The 17,717-nt window shown below is 37.4% G+C and carries 14 protein-coding genes and 1 rRNA gene (1 of these 15 cut by a window edge); 8 read left to right on the top strand and 7 right to left on the bottom strand.

Annotated elements, in window-relative coordinates:
- From BG04_RS11480 to dnaA, 7 genes are all read right to left on the bottom strand, one after another.
- A 16S ribosomal RNA gene (locus BG04_RS11480) occupies positions 1-307 on the bottom strand; it reaches 1,245 nt to the left of the window's first position.
- Positions 308-571: 264 nt separating this feature from the next.
- Entirely contained in the window at positions 572-3,082 is a 2,511-nt protein-coding gene (gyrA, locus tag BG04_RS11475; RefSeq protein WP_016762686.1) for a DNA gyrase subunit A, read from the bottom strand.
- 126 nt (positions 3,083-3,208) lie between these two features.
- On the bottom strand, positions 3,209-5,125 hold the full coding sequence (gene gyrB, locus BG04_RS11470; RefSeq protein WP_013081316.1) for a DNA topoisomerase (ATP-hydrolyzing) subunit B: 1,917 nt from the start codon (positions 5,123-5,125) through the stop codon (positions 3,209-3,211).
- Positions 5,126-5,365: 240 nt separating this feature from the next.
- Positions 5,366-6,484 carry a DNA replication/repair protein RecF gene (recF, locus tag BG04_RS11465; protein ID WP_013054823.1) on the bottom strand — a complete coding sequence of 373 codons (1,119 nt, stop codon included), beginning with the start codon at positions 6,482-6,484 and terminating at the stop codon, positions 5,366-5,368.
- Between the two features lie 14 nt (positions 6,485-6,498).
- Complete coding sequence (gene yaaA, locus BG04_RS11460) at positions 6,499-6,714, bottom strand: S4 domain-containing protein YaaA (protein ID WP_013054822.1); 216 nt, start codon at positions 6,712-6,714, stop codon at positions 6,499-6,501.
- Between the two features lie 100 nt (positions 6,715-6,814).
- A complete protein-coding gene (gene dnaN / locus BG04_RS11455) occupies positions 6,815-7,951 on the bottom strand; it encodes a DNA polymerase III subunit beta (protein WP_013054821.1) in 1,137 nt (378 codons plus the stop codon).
- Between the two features lie 186 nt (positions 7,952-8,137).
- Positions 8,138-9,481 (bottom strand): chromosomal replication initiator protein DnaA, encoded by a 1,344-nt coding sequence (gene dnaA / locus BG04_RS11450; RefSeq protein ID WP_013081315.1) that lies wholly within the window; start codon positions 9,479-9,481, stop codon positions 8,138-8,140.
- Between the two features lie 754 nt (positions 9,482-10,235).
- On the opposite strand from dnaA, the gene rpmH reads away from it, so the two are divergent.
- The 8 genes from rpmH to noc all read left to right on the top strand — a co-directional run bounded on the left by rpmH (position 10,236) and on the right by noc (position 17,704).
- On the top strand, positions 10,236-10,370 hold the full coding sequence (rpmH, locus tag BG04_RS11445; protein ID WP_013059930.1) for a 50S ribosomal protein L34: 135 nt from the start codon (positions 10,236-10,238) through the stop codon (positions 10,368-10,370).
- A 110-nt stretch (positions 10,371-10,480) separates the two neighbouring features.
- Positions 10,481-10,834, top strand: a complete 354-nt coding sequence (gene rnpA / locus BG04_RS11440; RefSeq protein WP_013059929.1) for a ribonuclease P protein component — start codon at positions 10,481-10,483, stop codon at positions 10,832-10,834.
- A gap of 115 nt (positions 10,835-10,949) precedes the next feature.
- A complete protein-coding gene (gene spoIIIJ / locus BG04_RS11435) occupies positions 10,950-11,714 on the top strand; it encodes a YidC family membrane integrase SpoIIIJ (protein WP_034648179.1) in 765 nt (254 codons plus the stop codon).
- Complete coding sequence (gene jag / locus BG04_RS11430; protein ID WP_013085567.1) at positions 11,711-12,340, top strand: RNA-binding cell elongation regulator Jag/EloR; 630 nt, start codon at positions 11,711-11,713, stop codon at positions 12,338-12,340. The genes spoIIIJ and jag overlap by 4 nt, the downstream gene beginning before the upstream one ends.
- A gap of 305 nt (positions 12,341-12,645) precedes the next feature.
- Positions 12,646-14,034: a tRNA uridine-5-carboxymethylaminomethyl(34) synthesis GTPase MnmE gene (gene mnmE / locus BG04_RS11425; protein WP_013085566.1), complete on the top strand. Its 1,389-nt coding sequence runs from the start codon at positions 12,646-12,648 to the stop codon at positions 14,032-14,034.
- Positions 14,035-14,056: 22 nt separating this feature from the next.
- The gene (gene mnmG / locus BG04_RS11420; protein ID WP_013059925.1) at positions 14,057-15,946 is read left to right on the top strand and encodes a tRNA uridine-5-carboxymethylaminomethyl(34) synthesis enzyme MnmG; all 1,890 of its coding nucleotides are present in this window, start codon (positions 14,057-14,059) and stop codon (positions 15,944-15,946) included.
- A 30-nt stretch (positions 15,947-15,976) separates the two neighbouring features.
- Positions 15,977-16,693 carry a 16S rRNA (guanine(527)-N(7))-methyltransferase RsmG gene (gene rsmG, locus BG04_RS11415; RefSeq protein WP_013085565.1) on the top strand — a complete coding sequence of 239 codons (717 nt, stop codon included), beginning with the start codon at positions 15,977-15,979 and terminating at the stop codon, positions 16,691-16,693.
- A gap of 135 nt (positions 16,694-16,828) precedes the next feature.
- Complete coding sequence (gene noc / locus BG04_RS11410; protein ID WP_013059923.1) at positions 16,829-17,704, top strand: nucleoid occlusion protein; 876 nt, start codon at positions 16,829-16,831, stop codon at positions 17,702-17,704.
- Positions 17,705-17,717: the final 13 nt, after the last annotated feature.

Below are 17,717 nucleotides of genomic sequence, written 5' to 3'. Positions count from 1 at the left end.
CTCAGGTCGGCTATGCATCGTTGCCTTGGTGAGCCGTTACCTCACCAACTAGCTAATGCACCGCGGGCCCATCTGTAAGTGATAGCCGAAACCATCTTTCAATCATCTCCCATGAAGGAGAAGATCCTATCCGGTATTAGCTTCGGTTTCCCGAAGTTATCCCAGTCTTACAGGCAGGTTGCCCACGTGTTACTCACCCGTCCGCCGCTAACGTCATAGAAGCAAGCTTCTAATCAGTTCGCTCGACTTGCATGTATTAGGCACGCCGCCAGCGTTCATCCTGAGCCAGGATCAAACTCTCCGAAGAAATGTTTGACTTGCTCAATTTAAAAAATAAAAATTAACGTTGACGTTTACTATTTCGTTCAGTTTTCAAAGAACTCTTGTCTTAAAGCGACTCCTATATAATAACACTTTATAAGAATCATTGTCAACACTTTTATATAACTTTTTTAAAACTACTAAAAAACTCATATATGTTTTGCTGACTTTTTATATATTACCAAAATGAAAAGCCTATGGCAAGGTTTTTTTACATAAAAAAAGCCCCTGCTTTTTCAGGGGCTTTTTTTTATTCTTCTGTTTCTTCAGCTTCAATTATTATATCTGTCTCTTCATGTTCATCTAATTCATCTAAAATTTCGTCTTCATCTTCTGAAGTTTGTACTTTTGCAACCGTTGAAACAAACTCTTCGTCTCCTAAACGGATGACTTTGACACCTTGTGTGTTACGGCCCATTTGTGAAATATCTGAAACAGAAACACGGATAAGAACGCCGCTTACTGTGATAAGCATAATATCTTCTTCTTGAGATACACATTTCAGTGCGACAACATCACCATTTTTATCAGTGATATTACATGTTCTTAAACCTTTACCGCCTCTTGTTTGTACACGATATTCTTCAATCGGCGTACGTTTTCCGTAACCATTTTTCGTAATGATTAAGACATCTGATTGTTCTTCGAGAATCTCCATACCAATTACTTCATCTTCTGAATCGAGAGTGATCCCTTTAACTCCAGTAGCTGTACGTCCCATTGAACGAACATCATTTTCATTAAAACGAATTAACATACCCTTCTTCGTTCCAATAACCATATCGCGCTTACCATCTGTCAATTTAACAGAAATCAATTCATCTTCTTCTCTTAAATTCAAGGCGATAAGTCCGCTATTTCGAATGTTCTCAAAAGAAGATAAAGGTGTACGCTTAGAAATTCCTTGTTTTGTAGTAAAGAATAGATACCAATCGTCTACAAATTCATCGACGCGAATGATGGCGTTTACCCACTCACCCTTGTCTACTTCTAACAAGTTAATAATAGGTATTCCTTTAGCCGTTCTTCCGTACTCTGGAATTTCGTATCCTTTCGTACGGTAAACTTTTCCCTTATTTGTAAAGAAGAGAATCGTATCATGAGTAGAAGTTGTTAGAAGATGTTCAACAAAATCATCTTCGTTTGTATTCATTCCTTGAATACCTCTTCCGCCTCTTCGCTGACTCTTATACGTAGAAACAGGCAAACGTTTAATATAGCCGTTGTGCGTTAAGCTAATAACAATATCTTGGCGAGGAATCAGATCCTCGTCTTCGATAATTTCAGCTCCTCCGCTTACGATTTCTGTTCGACGGCCGTCATTGAATCTTTCTTTTACTTCTATTAGTTCTTCTCTAATAATTTCTAATACTTTTTCTTCATCTGCTAAAATAGCTTTTAATTCAGCAATTAGCGCTAATAAAGATTGATATTCTGCTTCAATCTTCTCTCGCTCTAATCCTGTTAAACGCTGTAGGCGCATATCCAAAATAGCTTGCGCTTGTTTTTCAGATAACGAAAACTGCGTCATTAATCCTTCACGTGCAATATCTGTTGTTTGAGAACCTCTAATTAAAGCAATAACAGCATCTAAATTATCAAGAGCAATCTTTAAACCTTCTAAAATATGCGCACGTGCTTCTGCTTTTCGAAGTTCAAATTCAGTACGACGGCGAATAACCACTACCTGATGGTCTAAGTAGTACTGTAGACATTGCTTCAAGTTCAATACTTTTGGCTGTCCATCTACTAATGCAAGGGTATTAATACCAAAACTTGTTTGAAGAGATGTCTGCTTATATAAGTTGTTTAATAAAACATTTGCATTTGCATCACGTCTTACTTCAATAACAATACGCATACCTGAACGGTCAGACTCATCTCGTAAATCCGTAATTCCATCAATCTTCTTATCACGGGCTAGCTCAGCAATTTTTTCAATTAGCTTTGCTTTATTTACTTGGTATGGAAGTTCATGAACAATAATAGTTTGTTTACCATTGCTTTGTTCTTCAATTTCTACTTTTGCGCGAACAATAATAGAACCTTTTCCAGTTTCATAAGCTTTACGAATGCCGCTGCGGCCAAGAATTTGTCCTGCAGTTGGGAAATCTGGGCCTGGAATAATCTCCATTAACTCTGCAATTGTGATATCAGGGTCTTGACTTACAGCTAAAACGCCGTCAATGACTTCCCCTAACTGATGCGGAGGAATATTTGTGGCCATACCTACCGCAATTCCGGCTGAACCGTTTACAAGTAAATTTGGAAATCTAGCAGGTAATACAATTGGTTCACGTTCAGAACCGTCATAGTTATCTTGATAATCAATTGTATCTTTATTGATGTCACGCAGCAGTTCCATCGAAACTTTTGACATTCTTGCTTCTGTATAACGCATAGCTGCTGCGGCATCTCCATCAACAGATCCAAAGTTTCCATGACCGTCAATTAGCATATAACGATAGCTAAAATCTTGTGCCATACGAACCATTGTTTCATATACAGCTGAGTCACCGTGTGGGTGATACTTACCAATTACTTCTCCTACGATACGAGCTGATTTTTTATATGGCTTATCCGATCCCATACCTAAATCATTCATTGCATATAAAATACGACGGTGCACAGGCTTAAGTCCGTCTCTTACATCCGGTAAAGCACGCGATACAATTACGCTCATTGCATAATCTAAAAAGGATGCGCGCATTTCTTGACTAATATTTACTTCTCTTATTTGAGAGTTTGGTTTATCTGACATCGATAAGAACCTCCTTCGCGAAGTTCAGTATAGTAATTCATATATATGTAAACGCAGGATAGAACCTATCTCTATCCTGACGTTTATATACCCTTTATAAAACATATAAAGGGTATTACCGTTCATTTAAATATCAAGATTTTTTACGTACTGAGCATTTTCTTCAATGAAATTACGGCGTGGTTCTACTTTGTCGCCCATTAAAATTTCAAATGTCTCATCAGCTTCAATTGCATCTTGCAAGTTCACTTGAAGAAGGGTACGGAACTCTGGATCCATTGTTGTTTCCCATAATTGTTCAGGATTCATCTCTCCTAAACCTTTGTAACGCTGAAGGTTTGGTTTTGCGCCTTCAGGGAAAGAAGCTAATACCTCTTCTAATTGACGATCGTTGTACGCGTACTCCACTTTTTTACCTTGTGAAACTTTGTAAAGAGGCGGCTGGGCAATGTACACATATCCATGCTCAATAATCTGTCTCATATAGCGATAGAAGAACGTTAGAAGAAGCGTACGAATATGCGCACCGTCCACGTCTGCATCTGTCATGATCACAATTTTATGGTAGCGTGCTTTCGAGATATCAAAATCGTCACCAATACCCGTTCCTAGAGCGGTAATGATTGTACGAATTTCGTTATTAGATAAAATTTTATCTAAACGGGCTTTCTCTACGTTGATAATTTTACCACGTAAAGGCAAAATAGCTTGGAAATGACGGCTTCTTCCCTGCTTAGCTGATCCTCCCGCAGAGTCACCCTCTACTACATAGAGTTCGCTAATAGAAGGATCTTTTGATGAACAATCTGCTAATTTACCCGGTAAGTTTGAGATTTCAAGCGCGCTTTTACGTCTTGTAAGCTCACGAGCTTTTTTAGCTGCCATTCTTGCTCTTGCAGCCATTAAACCTTTTTCAATTACCTTTTTTGCCACAATAGGGTTCTCTAGCAAGTACGTTTCTAAGTGTTCTGCAAACACAGAGTCAGTAATTGTTCTTGCTTCACTATTTCCCAGCTTTGTTTTTGTTTGTCCTTCAAACTGCGGATCTGGGTGCTTAATAGAGATGATAGCTGTAATTCCTTCACGAACATCTTCACCCGTTAGATTGGCATCACTGTCTTTAAATACGCTGTTTTTACGTGCATAGTCGTTAATTACACGCGTTAACGCTGTTTTAAATCCTGCTTCGTGCGTTCCACCTTCATATGTGTGAATGTTGTTTGCAAAAGAATATAAATTACTTGTATAGCTATCGTTATATTGAATAGCAATTTCTACAGAAATGTTGTCTCGATTACCTTCAATATAGATCGGCTCTTCGTGAATTACTTCTTTTGCACGGTTTAAGTGTTCAACGTAAGACTTAATTCCGCCTTCATAGTGATACTCACGTCTTTTATCTTCTTCACGTTTGTCTTCAATCGTAATTTTAATACCGCGATTTAAGAAAGCTAACTCACGCAGACGATTAGCTAACGTATCAAAATCGTATTCAAGCGTTTCTGTAAAAATTTCACCGTCTGGATGGAATTGAATAACAGTACCTGTTTTATCTGTTTCTCCAACTACTTTTAAGTCAGCAGCCGGTACACCTCGTTCATATTTTTGATAATGAACTTTACCATCACGATGTACGTACACTTCCAAAGAGGTAGAAAGTGCGTTAACAACTGAGGCACCTACACCATGTAATCCACCGGATACTTTATAGCCGCCGCCGCCAAATTTACCTCCGGCATGAAGAACCGTTAAGATAACTTCAACGGCAGGTCTGCCCATTTTTTCTTGAATACCAACCGGAATTCCACGACCGTTATCTTTGACTGTAATACTATTATCCTTTTCGATAATAACATTAATTTCATCGCAATAGCCGGCCAGCGCTTCATCAATACTATTATCTACAATTTCCCATACAAGATGATGTAAACCCTTTGCGCTCGTCGATCCAATATACATCCCCGGACGTTTACGAACAGCCTCTAATCCTTCTAATACTTGTATCTGATCAGCTTCATATGCTTGTACTTCTTTTTGTTCCATCGTCAAATGTATCACCTACACTTTTTTTTAACAGCAAACTGCTGTATTTATCATTTTGTATTATGTTTTTCGAATATTATGTGGAAATAATACGGAGCCTTTAATGTATTTGCAATTTGTTTACTTATGCACAAAATTTTCATAATCGAGGGTACGAGTTGAAATATATAGACTTAAAACTATAATGATATCATATTTCAGTTAGATTGCCTTGCGAAAAGTTTTTAGACAGATCAATTGCTATTTGACCTTTTGAATTTGGCCAGCTTCTACGTGATATGTAGCGGCTTTTTCTAAGGTCTCGTGATGAATTCCTTCAATGCTCGTTGTCGTTACAAACGTCTGAACTTTTCCTTGAATGGTATTTAGCAAGTGTGATTGACGAAAATCATCTAATTCAGACAATACGTCGTCTAAAAGCAAGATTGGATATTCACCTACTTCTTGATGAATTAACTCAATTTCAGCAAGCTTTAACGATAAAGCAGTCGTCCGCTGTTGCCCTTGTGAACCAAATGTTTGAACGTCTTTCTCATTAACGTAGAAAAGAAGATCATCACGGTGTGGTCCCGCTAAGGTGACACCTCTATCAATTTCTCTACTTTTTATTTTATCAAACTTTTGATGATATGCTTCTAACATTTTCGACAAATCTGCATCTTCTGATACATCAATTGAATTCTTATACTCAATTTTTAATGTTTCTAAGTCTCGACTGATCCCTTTATGAATAGGCTCTGCCCACTGTTGGAGTAACTGTAAAAACTCAAAACGTTTTTTTAAGATTTTCGCCGCCATTTCACTTAACTGTAACGTAAGTACGTCTAAAAGTGAAAGATCCGTTTGTTTTTTTGTCTGCAGCTGCTTCAAATATTGATTTCTTTGCTGCAAAATCTTTTGATACCTGCTTAAATCATGCATGTAAACAGGCGAAACTTGACCAATCTCCATATCAATAAATTTGCGCCTTACTTGCGGACTCCCTTTAACTAGGTTCAAATCCTCCGGAGCAAACATGACAGTGTTAATTGACCCTATATATTGACTGAGTTTTTTCTGCTCAATGTGATTATATTTTGCTTTTTTCCCTTTTGTTGAGATGACTAAATCCAGTGTAACAGGCCCTCTATGCTTTTCTACAATGCCCGATAGCTTTGCATACTCACAGTCCCATTTAATTAATTCTTTATCGTTGGATGTACGATGAGATTTAGCCATAGATAATACGAAGATCGATTCCATCACGTTTGTTTTACCCTGTGCGTTTTCACCCAAAATGACGTTTACTTTATTTTCAAAAGGAATCGTTGTCTTCGTATAGTTTCGGTAATTTGTTAAAGTAATTTCTTTAATATACAAACGTTTCACCAACTTTAAGTAATGACAACAAATGATCCTGCAGCCGGTATATCCACTTCGTCATTTGCATATAATTTACGTCCGCGGCGCTCTTCTAGCTCCCCGTTTACATATACTTCGTGCTCACTTAAAAACCATTTTACCATTCCACCTGTTTGAATGACGTCTGCTAGTTTTAAAAACTGGCCAAGCGTAATGTATTCAGTTGAAATTTTAACTTCTGTTTTCATGCGACTCTCTCACTTTCTAATGGTGTATCTCTATTTTACTAAATAATTCTCCTTGAGAAAAGAAAGCTACTAGTACGGCATGCTAGTAGCTTTCTGAGATTTAATATGTTCGCACTGGTAAAATCAGCTGCAGCATTGAATCATCCTCTAATGTTCGAATGACAAATGGACGCATCGCACCAGTGAAGTTAATTTTGATATCTGTTCCTTCGAGCGCTTTTAATGCGTCTAACATATATTTTGCGCTAAAAGAAATTTTTAATTCTTCTCCTGAGATAGACTGACTTTGTACCTCTTCAATTACTTTTCCGATTTCAGGAGAGTTAGAAGAAATTTCAACAATTCCCTCATCCAGCGTAGATAGTTTTACTACGTTGTTTCTTCCTTCACGAGCTAATAAAGAAGCGCGGTCAATTGATTGCAAGAATTCTTTTACGTTCAATATAACATCCGTTTTACTATCAGCTGGAATCAATCTTGAAGTATCAGGATAATTCCCGTCCAATAATCTTGAGAAAAATAGTAAATGTTTTGTTTTGAATAATACTTGATTTTCCGTGATAACAATGTCTACTAATTCATGAGAATCATCAAGGATCTTACTGAATTCACTTAAACTTTTACCTGGAATAACCACATTATACGTTGCTTCATTTCCAGTTTCAATGGTCGCTTTTCGCAAAGCTAGACGGTGGCTGTCAGTGGCAATGCACGTTAATTCTTTGCCATCGACCTTCCAGTTTACACCTGTCAAGATAGGTCGTGTTTCTGAGGTGGACACCGCAAAGACAGTTTGTCGAATCATGTTTTTTAATAAGTCTGTCGGTAATCTAAACATGTTGTTTTCTTCGATCTGTGGCAAATGAGGATACTCTTCTGCATCTAAACCATTTAAGTTAAATTCAGCTTTTCCTGAACGAATGATTGTTAAAAAGTGACTTTGGACGTCTAATTCTACAATGTCTTTAGGAAGCTTTTTTACGATTTCACTAAAGAAACGAGCTGGGAGAACAACGCTTCCTGGTTTTTGGATATCAACAATTTCTTTTCCTTCTTCTTCGTTTGGAATAAACGATTCAATCGAGATATCGGAGTCACTTCCTGTTAAGGTAACACCTTCTTCAGTCGCTACAATTTTAATCCCCGTTAAAATTGGAATTGTTGTTCTAGAAGATACAGCTTTCATAACGTCTTGAACGCTTTGAACTAGATAGTCTTTCTGTATGATAAATTTCATAATAATTAATCCTCCTTAAAAGTAGGTTTAAAAGCTTATTATTTATTATATTTTAAGATAGTAGTAGTAATAGGGGCTGTGGAAATGTGGATAACCCCTAAAAACGTGAGAACACAGCCTATCCACATGTGGACAGACTGTGTACAATCCTAACTCACTTATACACAAAATACAAGTAAAAAAAGCCTATATTTTTAGTGATTCACTTATTTCTTTAATTTGTTTTTGTAGGTCAGTATCTGTTTGAACAAGTTTTGAGATTTTTTCATGAGCATGGATGACAGTAGTATGGTCTCGCCCACCAAACTCTTCTCCAATTTTAGGTAGCGAAAAATCCGTTAGTTCGCGAGAAAGGTACATGGCAATTTGTCTAGGAAACGCAACTGACTTTGTACGTTTCTTCGCTTTGAAATCATCTAATTTTATATTAAATTCTTGTCCAACAATCTGTTGGATGTCTTGAATCGTAATAACCCTAGGTTTTGAACTAGGAATGATATCTTTTAATGCTTCTGCTGCTAAATCAGCGTTTATATCTTTATTAATTAGTGAAGAATAAGCTACTACACGAATAAGTGCGCCTTCTAATTCTCTGATATTTGAATCAATCTGATTGGCGATATAAAGCATAACTTCATTTGGAATAACTAAGCCGTCCGCTTTTGCTTTTTTACGCAAAATAGCAATTCGTGTTTCCAAATCTGGTGGTGTGATATCTGTAATAAGGCCCCATTCAAAGCGAGAGCGAAGTCGATCTTCAAGTGTAGGAATTTCTTTCGGCGGTCGATCACTTGAGATGACAATCTGCTTGCTTTCTTCGTGAAGCGTATTAAACGTATGGAAAAATTCTTCTTGTGTCTGCTCTTTACCTGCTAAGAATTGAATATCATCAATCAGTAAAACATCTACATTACGGTATTTGTTGCGGAATTCTACTGCTTTATTGTCACGAATAGAGTTAATAAACTCATTTGTGAATTTTTCAGATGATAAGTACACGACTTTCGCGGCAGGATTATGATCTAACACATAGTGGCCTATGGCATGCATTAAGTGTGTTTTACCTAATCCTACTCCCCCGTAAATAAAAAGCGGATTATACGCTTTAGCCGGCGCTTCTGCTACTGCTAAAGAAGCTGCATGCGCAAACCGATTTCCAGATCCGATAACAAATGTATCAAAGGTATACTTCGAATTTAGCATGCTTTGAGGAAATTCTGCTCCATCGTCTTTATTGACTTTCTTTTTAGGAGCTTGAATATCGAATTCTTCCTCGGCCTGGTTAGGTGGAATAATAAATTTTACATCTAACTCTTCCCCCGTAAGATCATAAAGCGTTTCAGCAATTAAATTAGAATACCTAGATTCTAACCAGTCCCGTGCAAAATCATTAGGCGCAGTAATAATGAGCGTGTCTCCTTGTAAAGCATGAGCTTTTGTCGATTTGAGCCAGGTTTCAAAACTAGGTTTGCTTAATTTTTTTTCAATTTGATCTAAAGCTCTATTCCATAAATCATGAATGTTTTCCAACGAGCAATCCCTCCTTTTTCTAGCTTTTATGCGCTTTGTACAACCCTTGTACAACCTGTACAAAACCTTATGCATAAAAAATTTATATTTATACAATTGCTATTATGTGGGTAAATATATATTATAGAAGAAAGCCGACTATTCGACAGATTCCACATGGTGTGGATAACTTTATACAGTGATAGTGGAAATGATGTCCACAAGTTGTCCACAGTTTGTGGATAAAAACCAACTGTGGAAAAGTAATTAAGAGTGAAAACAAAAATATAATATCAAAGAATTCGGCATGATGCAATGAATTTTCGAAACTTATCCACAATCACTACACCTTGTGGAGAAAAGTTTTCCACAACACAAGATAGTGTGCATGAGTTGTCGATAAGAAATGGAAAAGTAGAAAAATGTCGAAAAAACTTATCCACAAAGGTTTAAGAGAAGAATTTGAATAAAAAAGAGGCTTTTTATAACATTTATTGTTGTAGTTTTGTTCAGTAACGATGAGATCGCAGCTGGTAGAGAAAGAAAAGGAGATGAAAAGGAAAAATTTTTTCTTTAATAAATCAATGAATTTTGTTGATTAGGTATAGACAACTGGGTTATAAAGATATTAGAATGAAGAAGATTGAGTAAAACAGATAATGAAACCAAGAGATTGAAAATTTTATTTTTTAAATAACATTGACATCTTCTTAGTCTTTTCATTATAATTGCAAGGACTGTCTTTTTCAGTTATTCCTCGAGGAGGTGTTTATAGATGAAAAGAACTTACCAACCAAACAAACGTAAGCACAGTAAAGTACACGGTTTCCGCGCTCGTATGAGCTCAGCGAATGGACGTAAAGTTTTAGCTCGTCGTCGTCGTAAAGGAAGAAAAGTATTATCAGCATAATAGACCACTGACGCCAGTGGTCTTTTTTCGCTTTATAAGACTAAAATCACCTCTGTTCCTGTAGGGACTACATAAAAGCATGACCTGAAAAAGGGCAGGAGTTGTTAAAAATGAAAAAAAGATATCGTATAAAAAAGAATGATGAATTTCAAACAGTTTTTAAAAAGGGCAAATCCGTAGCGAATCGCCAATTTGTCTTGTATGTTCTAGACAAACCGGATCAAGAACATTTCCGCGTAGGATTCTCCGTGGGCAAAAAGATTGGAAATGCCGTGACTCGTAATCGAGTTAAGCGCCTTGCTAAACAAATTATGTTTGAATTCACACCGTATTTGAAGCAAGACAAAGATTATATTGTAATTGCAAGGCAGCCTGCTGCAACAATGAGCTATGAAGAAATTAAAAGCAGCTTGCAGCATGTCTTTAAGCGTGGCAAATTACTTACACATAGACAAAACGATTAATAAACAATAGAAGAAAAGCCTTTAATAGCTGTTGTTTTTCTACCGCATCCTTATATAATGGATTTTGACGCACTTTCAGAATTGAAAGGTGAACATGTAGAAGGAGGAAAAACAGGTGAAGAAGAAGTTGTTTTTAGGGATAACGCTTATCTTTCTATTAACTGTTTTAGCGGGTTGTACGGAAATTAACCAACCTATTACAGATGATAGTAAAGGTTTTTGGAATGAGTATGTTGTGTATCCGCTATCATTAGTCATTACGTATCTGGCGGAGGTATTTAAAAGCTATGGAGTTGCGATCATCGTTGTCACAATCCTGATTCGCTTACTTATTCTACCGCTTATGATTAAACAGATGAGAAACACGAAAGCAATGCAGACACTTCAGCCCGAAATGCAGAAGTTAAAGGAGAAGTACAGTTCAAAAGATGCCCAGACGCAGCAGCAATTGCAGAAAGAAACGATGGCATTATTCCAAACTTACGGAGTAAATCCTTTAGCTGGTTGCTTCCCAATTCTAATTCAAATGCCCATTCTTATTGGGATTTTCCACGCGATTACACGAACATCAGAAATCGCAAACAACAGCTTTTTATGGTTTGATTTAGGTGCGCGTGACCCGCTATTTATCTTACCAATTGTCGCAGGAATCACAACGTTTATTCAGCAAAAGATGATGATGGCCGGAAATGCAAATCAAAATCCTCAAATGGCTATGATGCTTTGGGTTATGCCGATTATGATTGTGGTTTTTGCAATCAATTTTCCAGCCGCCTTATCTCTTTATTGGGTAGTGGGAAATCTCTTTATGATTATTCAAACCTACTTCATTAAAGGGCCAGACTTAAAACAAGCGAGTATTGAAGGGGTTAAAAAATGAACGAAATCACAATTACGGCCCAGACGATTGAAGCTGCTGTTCAAGAAGCATTAGATGCTTTAGAAGTAGAGCGAAATCAAACAAATGTAGAAATAATTGAACCAGGCAAAAAAGGATTTTTAGGAATCTTTAAGGGAAAACCTGCAGTTGTAAAAGTTACAAAAATAGTTGACCCTGTAGAGGAAGCGGTTCATTTTATTACAAATGTTAGCCGTGAAATGGGGATTTCGATTCATACGAACGTCAAAAAAACCTCGAGAAACTGCATAATTGAGATTAGTAGCGATTCTGCGGGAATGTTGATTGGAAAACATGGACAAACCCTTAATGCGCTCCAGCTTCTCACACAACTGGTAGCTAATCGATACAGTCAACAATTTTTAAATGTTGTATTAAACCCAGAAGGCTACCGAGAAAAACGAAAAGAAATGGTCGAAAAACTGGCATTAAAAATAGCAAATCAGGCGATTAAAACGAATCGATCTGTTCAACTAGAACCAATGCCTTCGCATGAAAGAAAAATGATTCACCAAGTGTTAGCTAAAAATTCTTTAGTTGAGACACACTCTGTCGGAAAAGAACCAAAAAGAAGTATTTTGGTTCAGCCCATCGGAAAAAAGCACTAGCAAAATGCGCTAGTGCTTTTTTATGTTTACTTTTATCAAGCTAGCGTTCAAAAAATCAAGTTACATACGTTGTTATTCACATGTGGATAAGTTAAAATAGTACATACTGCCTGTTTTTCTTACTGTGCATAACAGAAGAACGTTAGAGATGTTCTAAATCGGTGAATTGTGGTATTCTATTTATTTGGTTCATACAAATTACGGGCCTTAAAATAGATGTTTTTGTTCGTGGAAAATTGTTAACGATGATAGTATATAACATCGTTTAAAATAAAAGGTTTATAAAATGAAATGAGGTGAAGTTGGTGCTAGATTTTGATACAATTGCGGCCATTTCTACACCAATGGGAGAAGGAGCTATTGCCATCGTCCGTCTGAGTGGTGAAGAAGCCATTACGATTGCAGATCGTATCTTTAAAAGCGTTTCGAACAAACGATTAACAGACGTAGCTTCTCATACTATTCACTACGGTCATATCGTAGATCCCAAGACAGAGCAAGTCGTCGAAGAAGTGATGCTTTCCATTATGAAAGGTCCCAAGACATTTACTAGAGAAGACATTATTGAAATTAACTGTCACGGAGGAATTGTATCCGTTAATCGTGTGCTGCAATTAGTTATTGCAAATGGTGCCCGTTTAGCTGAGCCGGGTGAGTTTACAAAACGAGCATTTTTAAATGGTCGAGTAGACTTGTCACAAGCAGAAGCTGTCATGGATTTAATTCGTGCCAAAACAGATAAAGCGATGAATATGGCGATTGGCCAAATGGAAGGGCGTTTGTCCAAGCTAGTACGTCATTTACGGCAGGAAATTCTCGAAACACTTGCCCATGTAGAAGTAAACATTGACTACCCAGAATATGACGATGTAGAGGAAATGACTCACCAAGTATTGATCGAAAAAGCTTCAAATGTACGCCAAGAAATTGATAAGCTTCTTCAAACCTCTCATCAAGGAAAAATTTTAAGAGAAGGATTGGCTACGGTTATTATTGGACGTCCTAATGTAGGGAAATCTTCTCTTCTAAATAGTTTAGTGCAAGATGCAAAGGCCATTGTCACAGACATTCCTGGAACGACGCGAGATGTAATCGAAGAGTACGTCAATGTGCGAGGAGTTCCTCTCCGATTAGTTGATACAGCCGGAATTCGTGAAACAGAAGATATTGTAGAACGAATTGGTGTGGAACGCTCCCGTCAGTATTTGAAAGAAGCAGATTTAATTTTGCTTGTGTTGAATTTTAATGAAGAACTAACGGACGAAGATAAAAAGCTATTTGAAGCTGTAAAAGGCATGGACGTTATCGTGATTGTGAATAAAACAGATCTTGAGCAAAAAATTAATCTAGAGGAAGTGCAGCAATTTGCTGGTGATCATCCAATAGTGACGACTTCGCTTCTTCAAGAACAAGGAGTAGATCAGCTTGAAGAAGCAATTGCAGCTCTTTTCTTTGGAGGAACAATTGAATCTCAAGATTTAACATATTTATCTAATACGAGACATATTGCGCTTTTAACGCAAGCAAGAGGAGCTATCGATGAGGCCATCACAGGCATTGAAAGTGGTGTTCCAATCGATATCGTCCAAATTGATTTAACAAGAACGTGGGAACTATTAGGTGAAATTATTGGTGATGCTGTTCACGAAAGCTTAATTGATCAGTTGTTCTCTCAATTCTGTTTAGGAAAATAGATTATTAAAGGAGGCTACTATTATGCAATATGAAGGTGGACAATATGATGTTATTGTCATTGGAGCAGGTCATGCAGGTTGTGAAGCGGCACTTGCTTCTGCGCGTATGGGTGCTAAAACGTTAACGTTGACCATCAACTTAGACATGGTGGCATTTATGCCCTGCAACCCTTCTGTAGGCGGTCCTGCAAAAGGTATTGTCGTACGTGAAATTGATGCTCTTGGCGGAGAAATGGGTAGAAATATCGATAAAACTCATATTCAAATGAGAATGTTAAACACAGGAAAAGGTCCAGCCGTTCGAGCACTCAGAGCTCAAGCAGATAAATTTGCTTATCAGCATGAAATGAAAAAAACGTTAGAAAATGAAGAAAATCTAACGCTTATGCAAGGCATGGTAGAACAGTTAATCGTAGAAGACGGTGTATGTACGGGCGTTGTCACTCAAACGGGAGCTGTGTATAAAGCTAAAACAGTTGTTATTACGACAGGGACATTCTTACGCGGGGAAATTATTTTAGGTGAACTAAAATATTCAAGCGGTCCTAATAATCAACAACCGGCTATTAAGCTTTCTGAACACTTAGAGGAGTTAGGGCTGGACATGGTCCGTTTTAAAACAGGAACTCCACCTCGTGTTAATAGCTCAACTATTGATTACAGCAAAACAGAGATTCAGCCTGGGGATGATGTGCCTCGTGCTTTCTCATACGAAACAACACAGTACATTACAGATCAACTGCCTTGCTGGTTAACATATACAAGTGAACAAACTCATCAAATTATTGATGACAACCTTCACTTATCTCCTATGTATTCTGGGATGATCAAAGGTACTGGACCACGCTACTGTCCATCTATTGAAGATAAGGTTGTGCGCTTTAATGATAAACCGCGCCACCAAATTTTCTTAGAGCCAGAAGGACGAAATACGCAAGAAGTATATGTTCAAGGACTATCAACAAGTCTTCCTGAGCACGTACAGCGTCAAATGCTTGCGACAATTCCGGGTCTTGAAAAAGTCCAAATGATGCGTGCGGGCTATGCTATTGAATATGATGCAATTGTTCCGACTCAGTTATGGCCAACGCTTGAAACGAAGAAAATTAAAAATCTTTATACGGCTGGACAAATTAACGGAACATCTGGTTATGAAGAAGCTGCAGGCCAAGGTCTTCTTGCTGGAATTAACGCGGGAAGAAGAGCCCTGGAACAAGAAGAAGTCATCTTAGGACGTTCTGATGCTTACATCGGTGTATTGGTGGATGATTTAGTAACAAAAGGAACAAATGAACCGTATCGTCTGCTAACGTCTCGTGCAGAATATCGTTTATTGCTTCGTCATGATAACGCTGATTTACGCCTTACTGAAATTGGTCGTGAACTAGGATTAATCAGCGATGAGCGCTATGCTAAATTTGAACAGAAGAAAGCGGAAATCGAGCAAGAGAAGAAACGTCTTTTCTCCTTTATTATTAAGCCGAACGAAGCTGTTCAACAACTGATTAAAGAAGCTGGCGGCAGCGAATTAAAAGATGGCATTCGTGCGACAGATTTACTTCGCCGTCCTGAAATGACATATACTCATATTCATCAATTAGCACCAGCTGATGAGACGGTAGATCCTGAAGTAGCTGAACAAGTAGAAATTCAGGTGAAATACGAAGGATATATTCAGAAATCACTTCAGCAAGTTGAACGCTTAAAGAAGTTAGAAAACAAAAAGATTCCTGATTATATTGATTATGATGCAATTAACGGTTTAGCTACAGAAGCACGTCAAAAATTAAACCAAGTGCGGCCACTAACGGTAGCGCAAGCTTCACGTATTTCTGGAGTCAACCCAGCTGATATTTCAATCTTGCTTGTTTATATTGAACAAGGACGCATCGCTAAAGTATCAAATGATTAAAACTCTTAGGCGCGAAGAAAGGGAAACTCAATGAATATTCAACAGTTTCAACAGCTATTAGAAGAAAAGGGAATTTCTCTTTCTTCTAAACAGCTGAATCAATTTGAAAAGTATTATCAAGTTTTAGTGGAATGGAACGAAAAAATGAATTTAACTGCTATCACTGATCACGGTGAAGTGTATGAAAAGCATTTTTACGATTCTATTTCAGCTGCTTTTTTTCAAGACTTTACAGAAATTGAATCCATGTGTGATGTAGGTGCAGGAGCAGGATTTCCAAGTATTCCGATCAAAATTTGCTTCCCGCATTTGCATGTAACAATCGTTGATTCGTTACAAAAGCGTATTACGTTTTTAACGCATCTTGTAAATGAGCTTGAACTAGACAATGTCACACTATGTCATGATCGGGCTGAAACATTTGGTAAAAAAGAAACAATTCGCGAGTCATTCGATCTTGTAACAGCAAGAGCCGTGGCACGTATCTCGGTTCTTAATGAATTTTGCTTACCGCTTGTTAAAGAACAAGGACGCTTTTTAGCAATGAAAGGTGCTTCTGCCCCAGAGGAATTAAAAAATGGAGAAAAATCATTCCAAGTATTAGGCGGAAAAGTGAAGTCGATTGAACATTTCCAATTGCCTTTGGAGCAAAGTGAACGTTACATTATTTTAATAGACAAAATCAAGAAAACGCCTAAAAAATATCCTAGAAAACCTGGTACCCCAGTTAAGCTTCCACTAGAGTAGGCATTAAATAGATAGAGAAGAGAATGTTTCATATGAAACATTTTCTTCTCTATATTTTCTGTTTAGAAAGCAGGATATGGTTAAAAAACATCGAATTAGTTTAAGGCGGGATTTTCCTGAAGGTGGTGTGGGACTATGAAATCTGCTTTTTCACGTTTTTTTAATTTAAAAGAAAAAGATGAGGATATTCATGTAGAGATTGAAACTGTCCAAGATGAAAATGTCGAAAAAGTTTTAAGAGATGAAGTAAAACAAATTAGGGTTTCAAGTATTATTCCAAATCGTTACCAGCCGCGTACTGTGTTTAATGAAGCAAAAATTGAAGAGCTAGCTCTGACTATTCATACACACGGTATTATTCAACCTATTGTGGTTCGACCGACTGAGGGCGAAGAATACGAATTAATTGCTGGAGAACGCCGGTGGAGAGCTGTACAAAGCTTAGGATGGGATACGGTTCCTGCAATTGTGAAACATTTTAACGATACAGAAACGGCCTCTGTGGCTTTAATAGAAAACTTACAACGTGAAGAGCTAACGGCTGTCGAAGAAGCGCTAGCCTACGCAAAGTTAATTGAGTTACATAATCTTACCCAAGAGGCATTAGCTCAACGTTTAGGAAAAGGCCAATCCACAATTGCAAACAAGCTTCGTTTGTTAAAGCTTCCTGTTGAAATACAAGAAGCAATCAAACAAAAATTGATTACAGAGCGACATGCAAGAGCGCTCATTCCCCTCAAAAATCAAGAAAAACAACTTCAAGTATTAGCTGAGATTATTGAAAAACAATTAAATGTAAAACAAACGGAAGATCGAGTAGTTAAATTGTTAGAAACGCAGGTTAAAAAGCCAAAAGCAAAAAGAAAAGCGTTTAGTAAAGATACGCGCATCGCAATGAATACAATTCGTCAATCCTTGACAATGGTTAGTGACAGCGGTATTTCATTGAACACGGAAGAAGAAGAGTTTGATGAGTATTTTCAGTTTACTATTAAGATTCCGAAAAAATAAAGAAATAGCCCTC

The sequence above is a fragment of the Priestia megaterium NBRC 15308 = ATCC 14581 genome, assembly GCF_000832985.1.
Classification (GTDB): Bacteria; Bacillota; Bacilli; order Bacillales; family Bacillaceae_H; genus Priestia; species Priestia megaterium.
The sequence above is the reverse complement of the archived record's forward strand: the minus strand, read 5'-3'. Positions and strand labels throughout refer to the sequence as shown.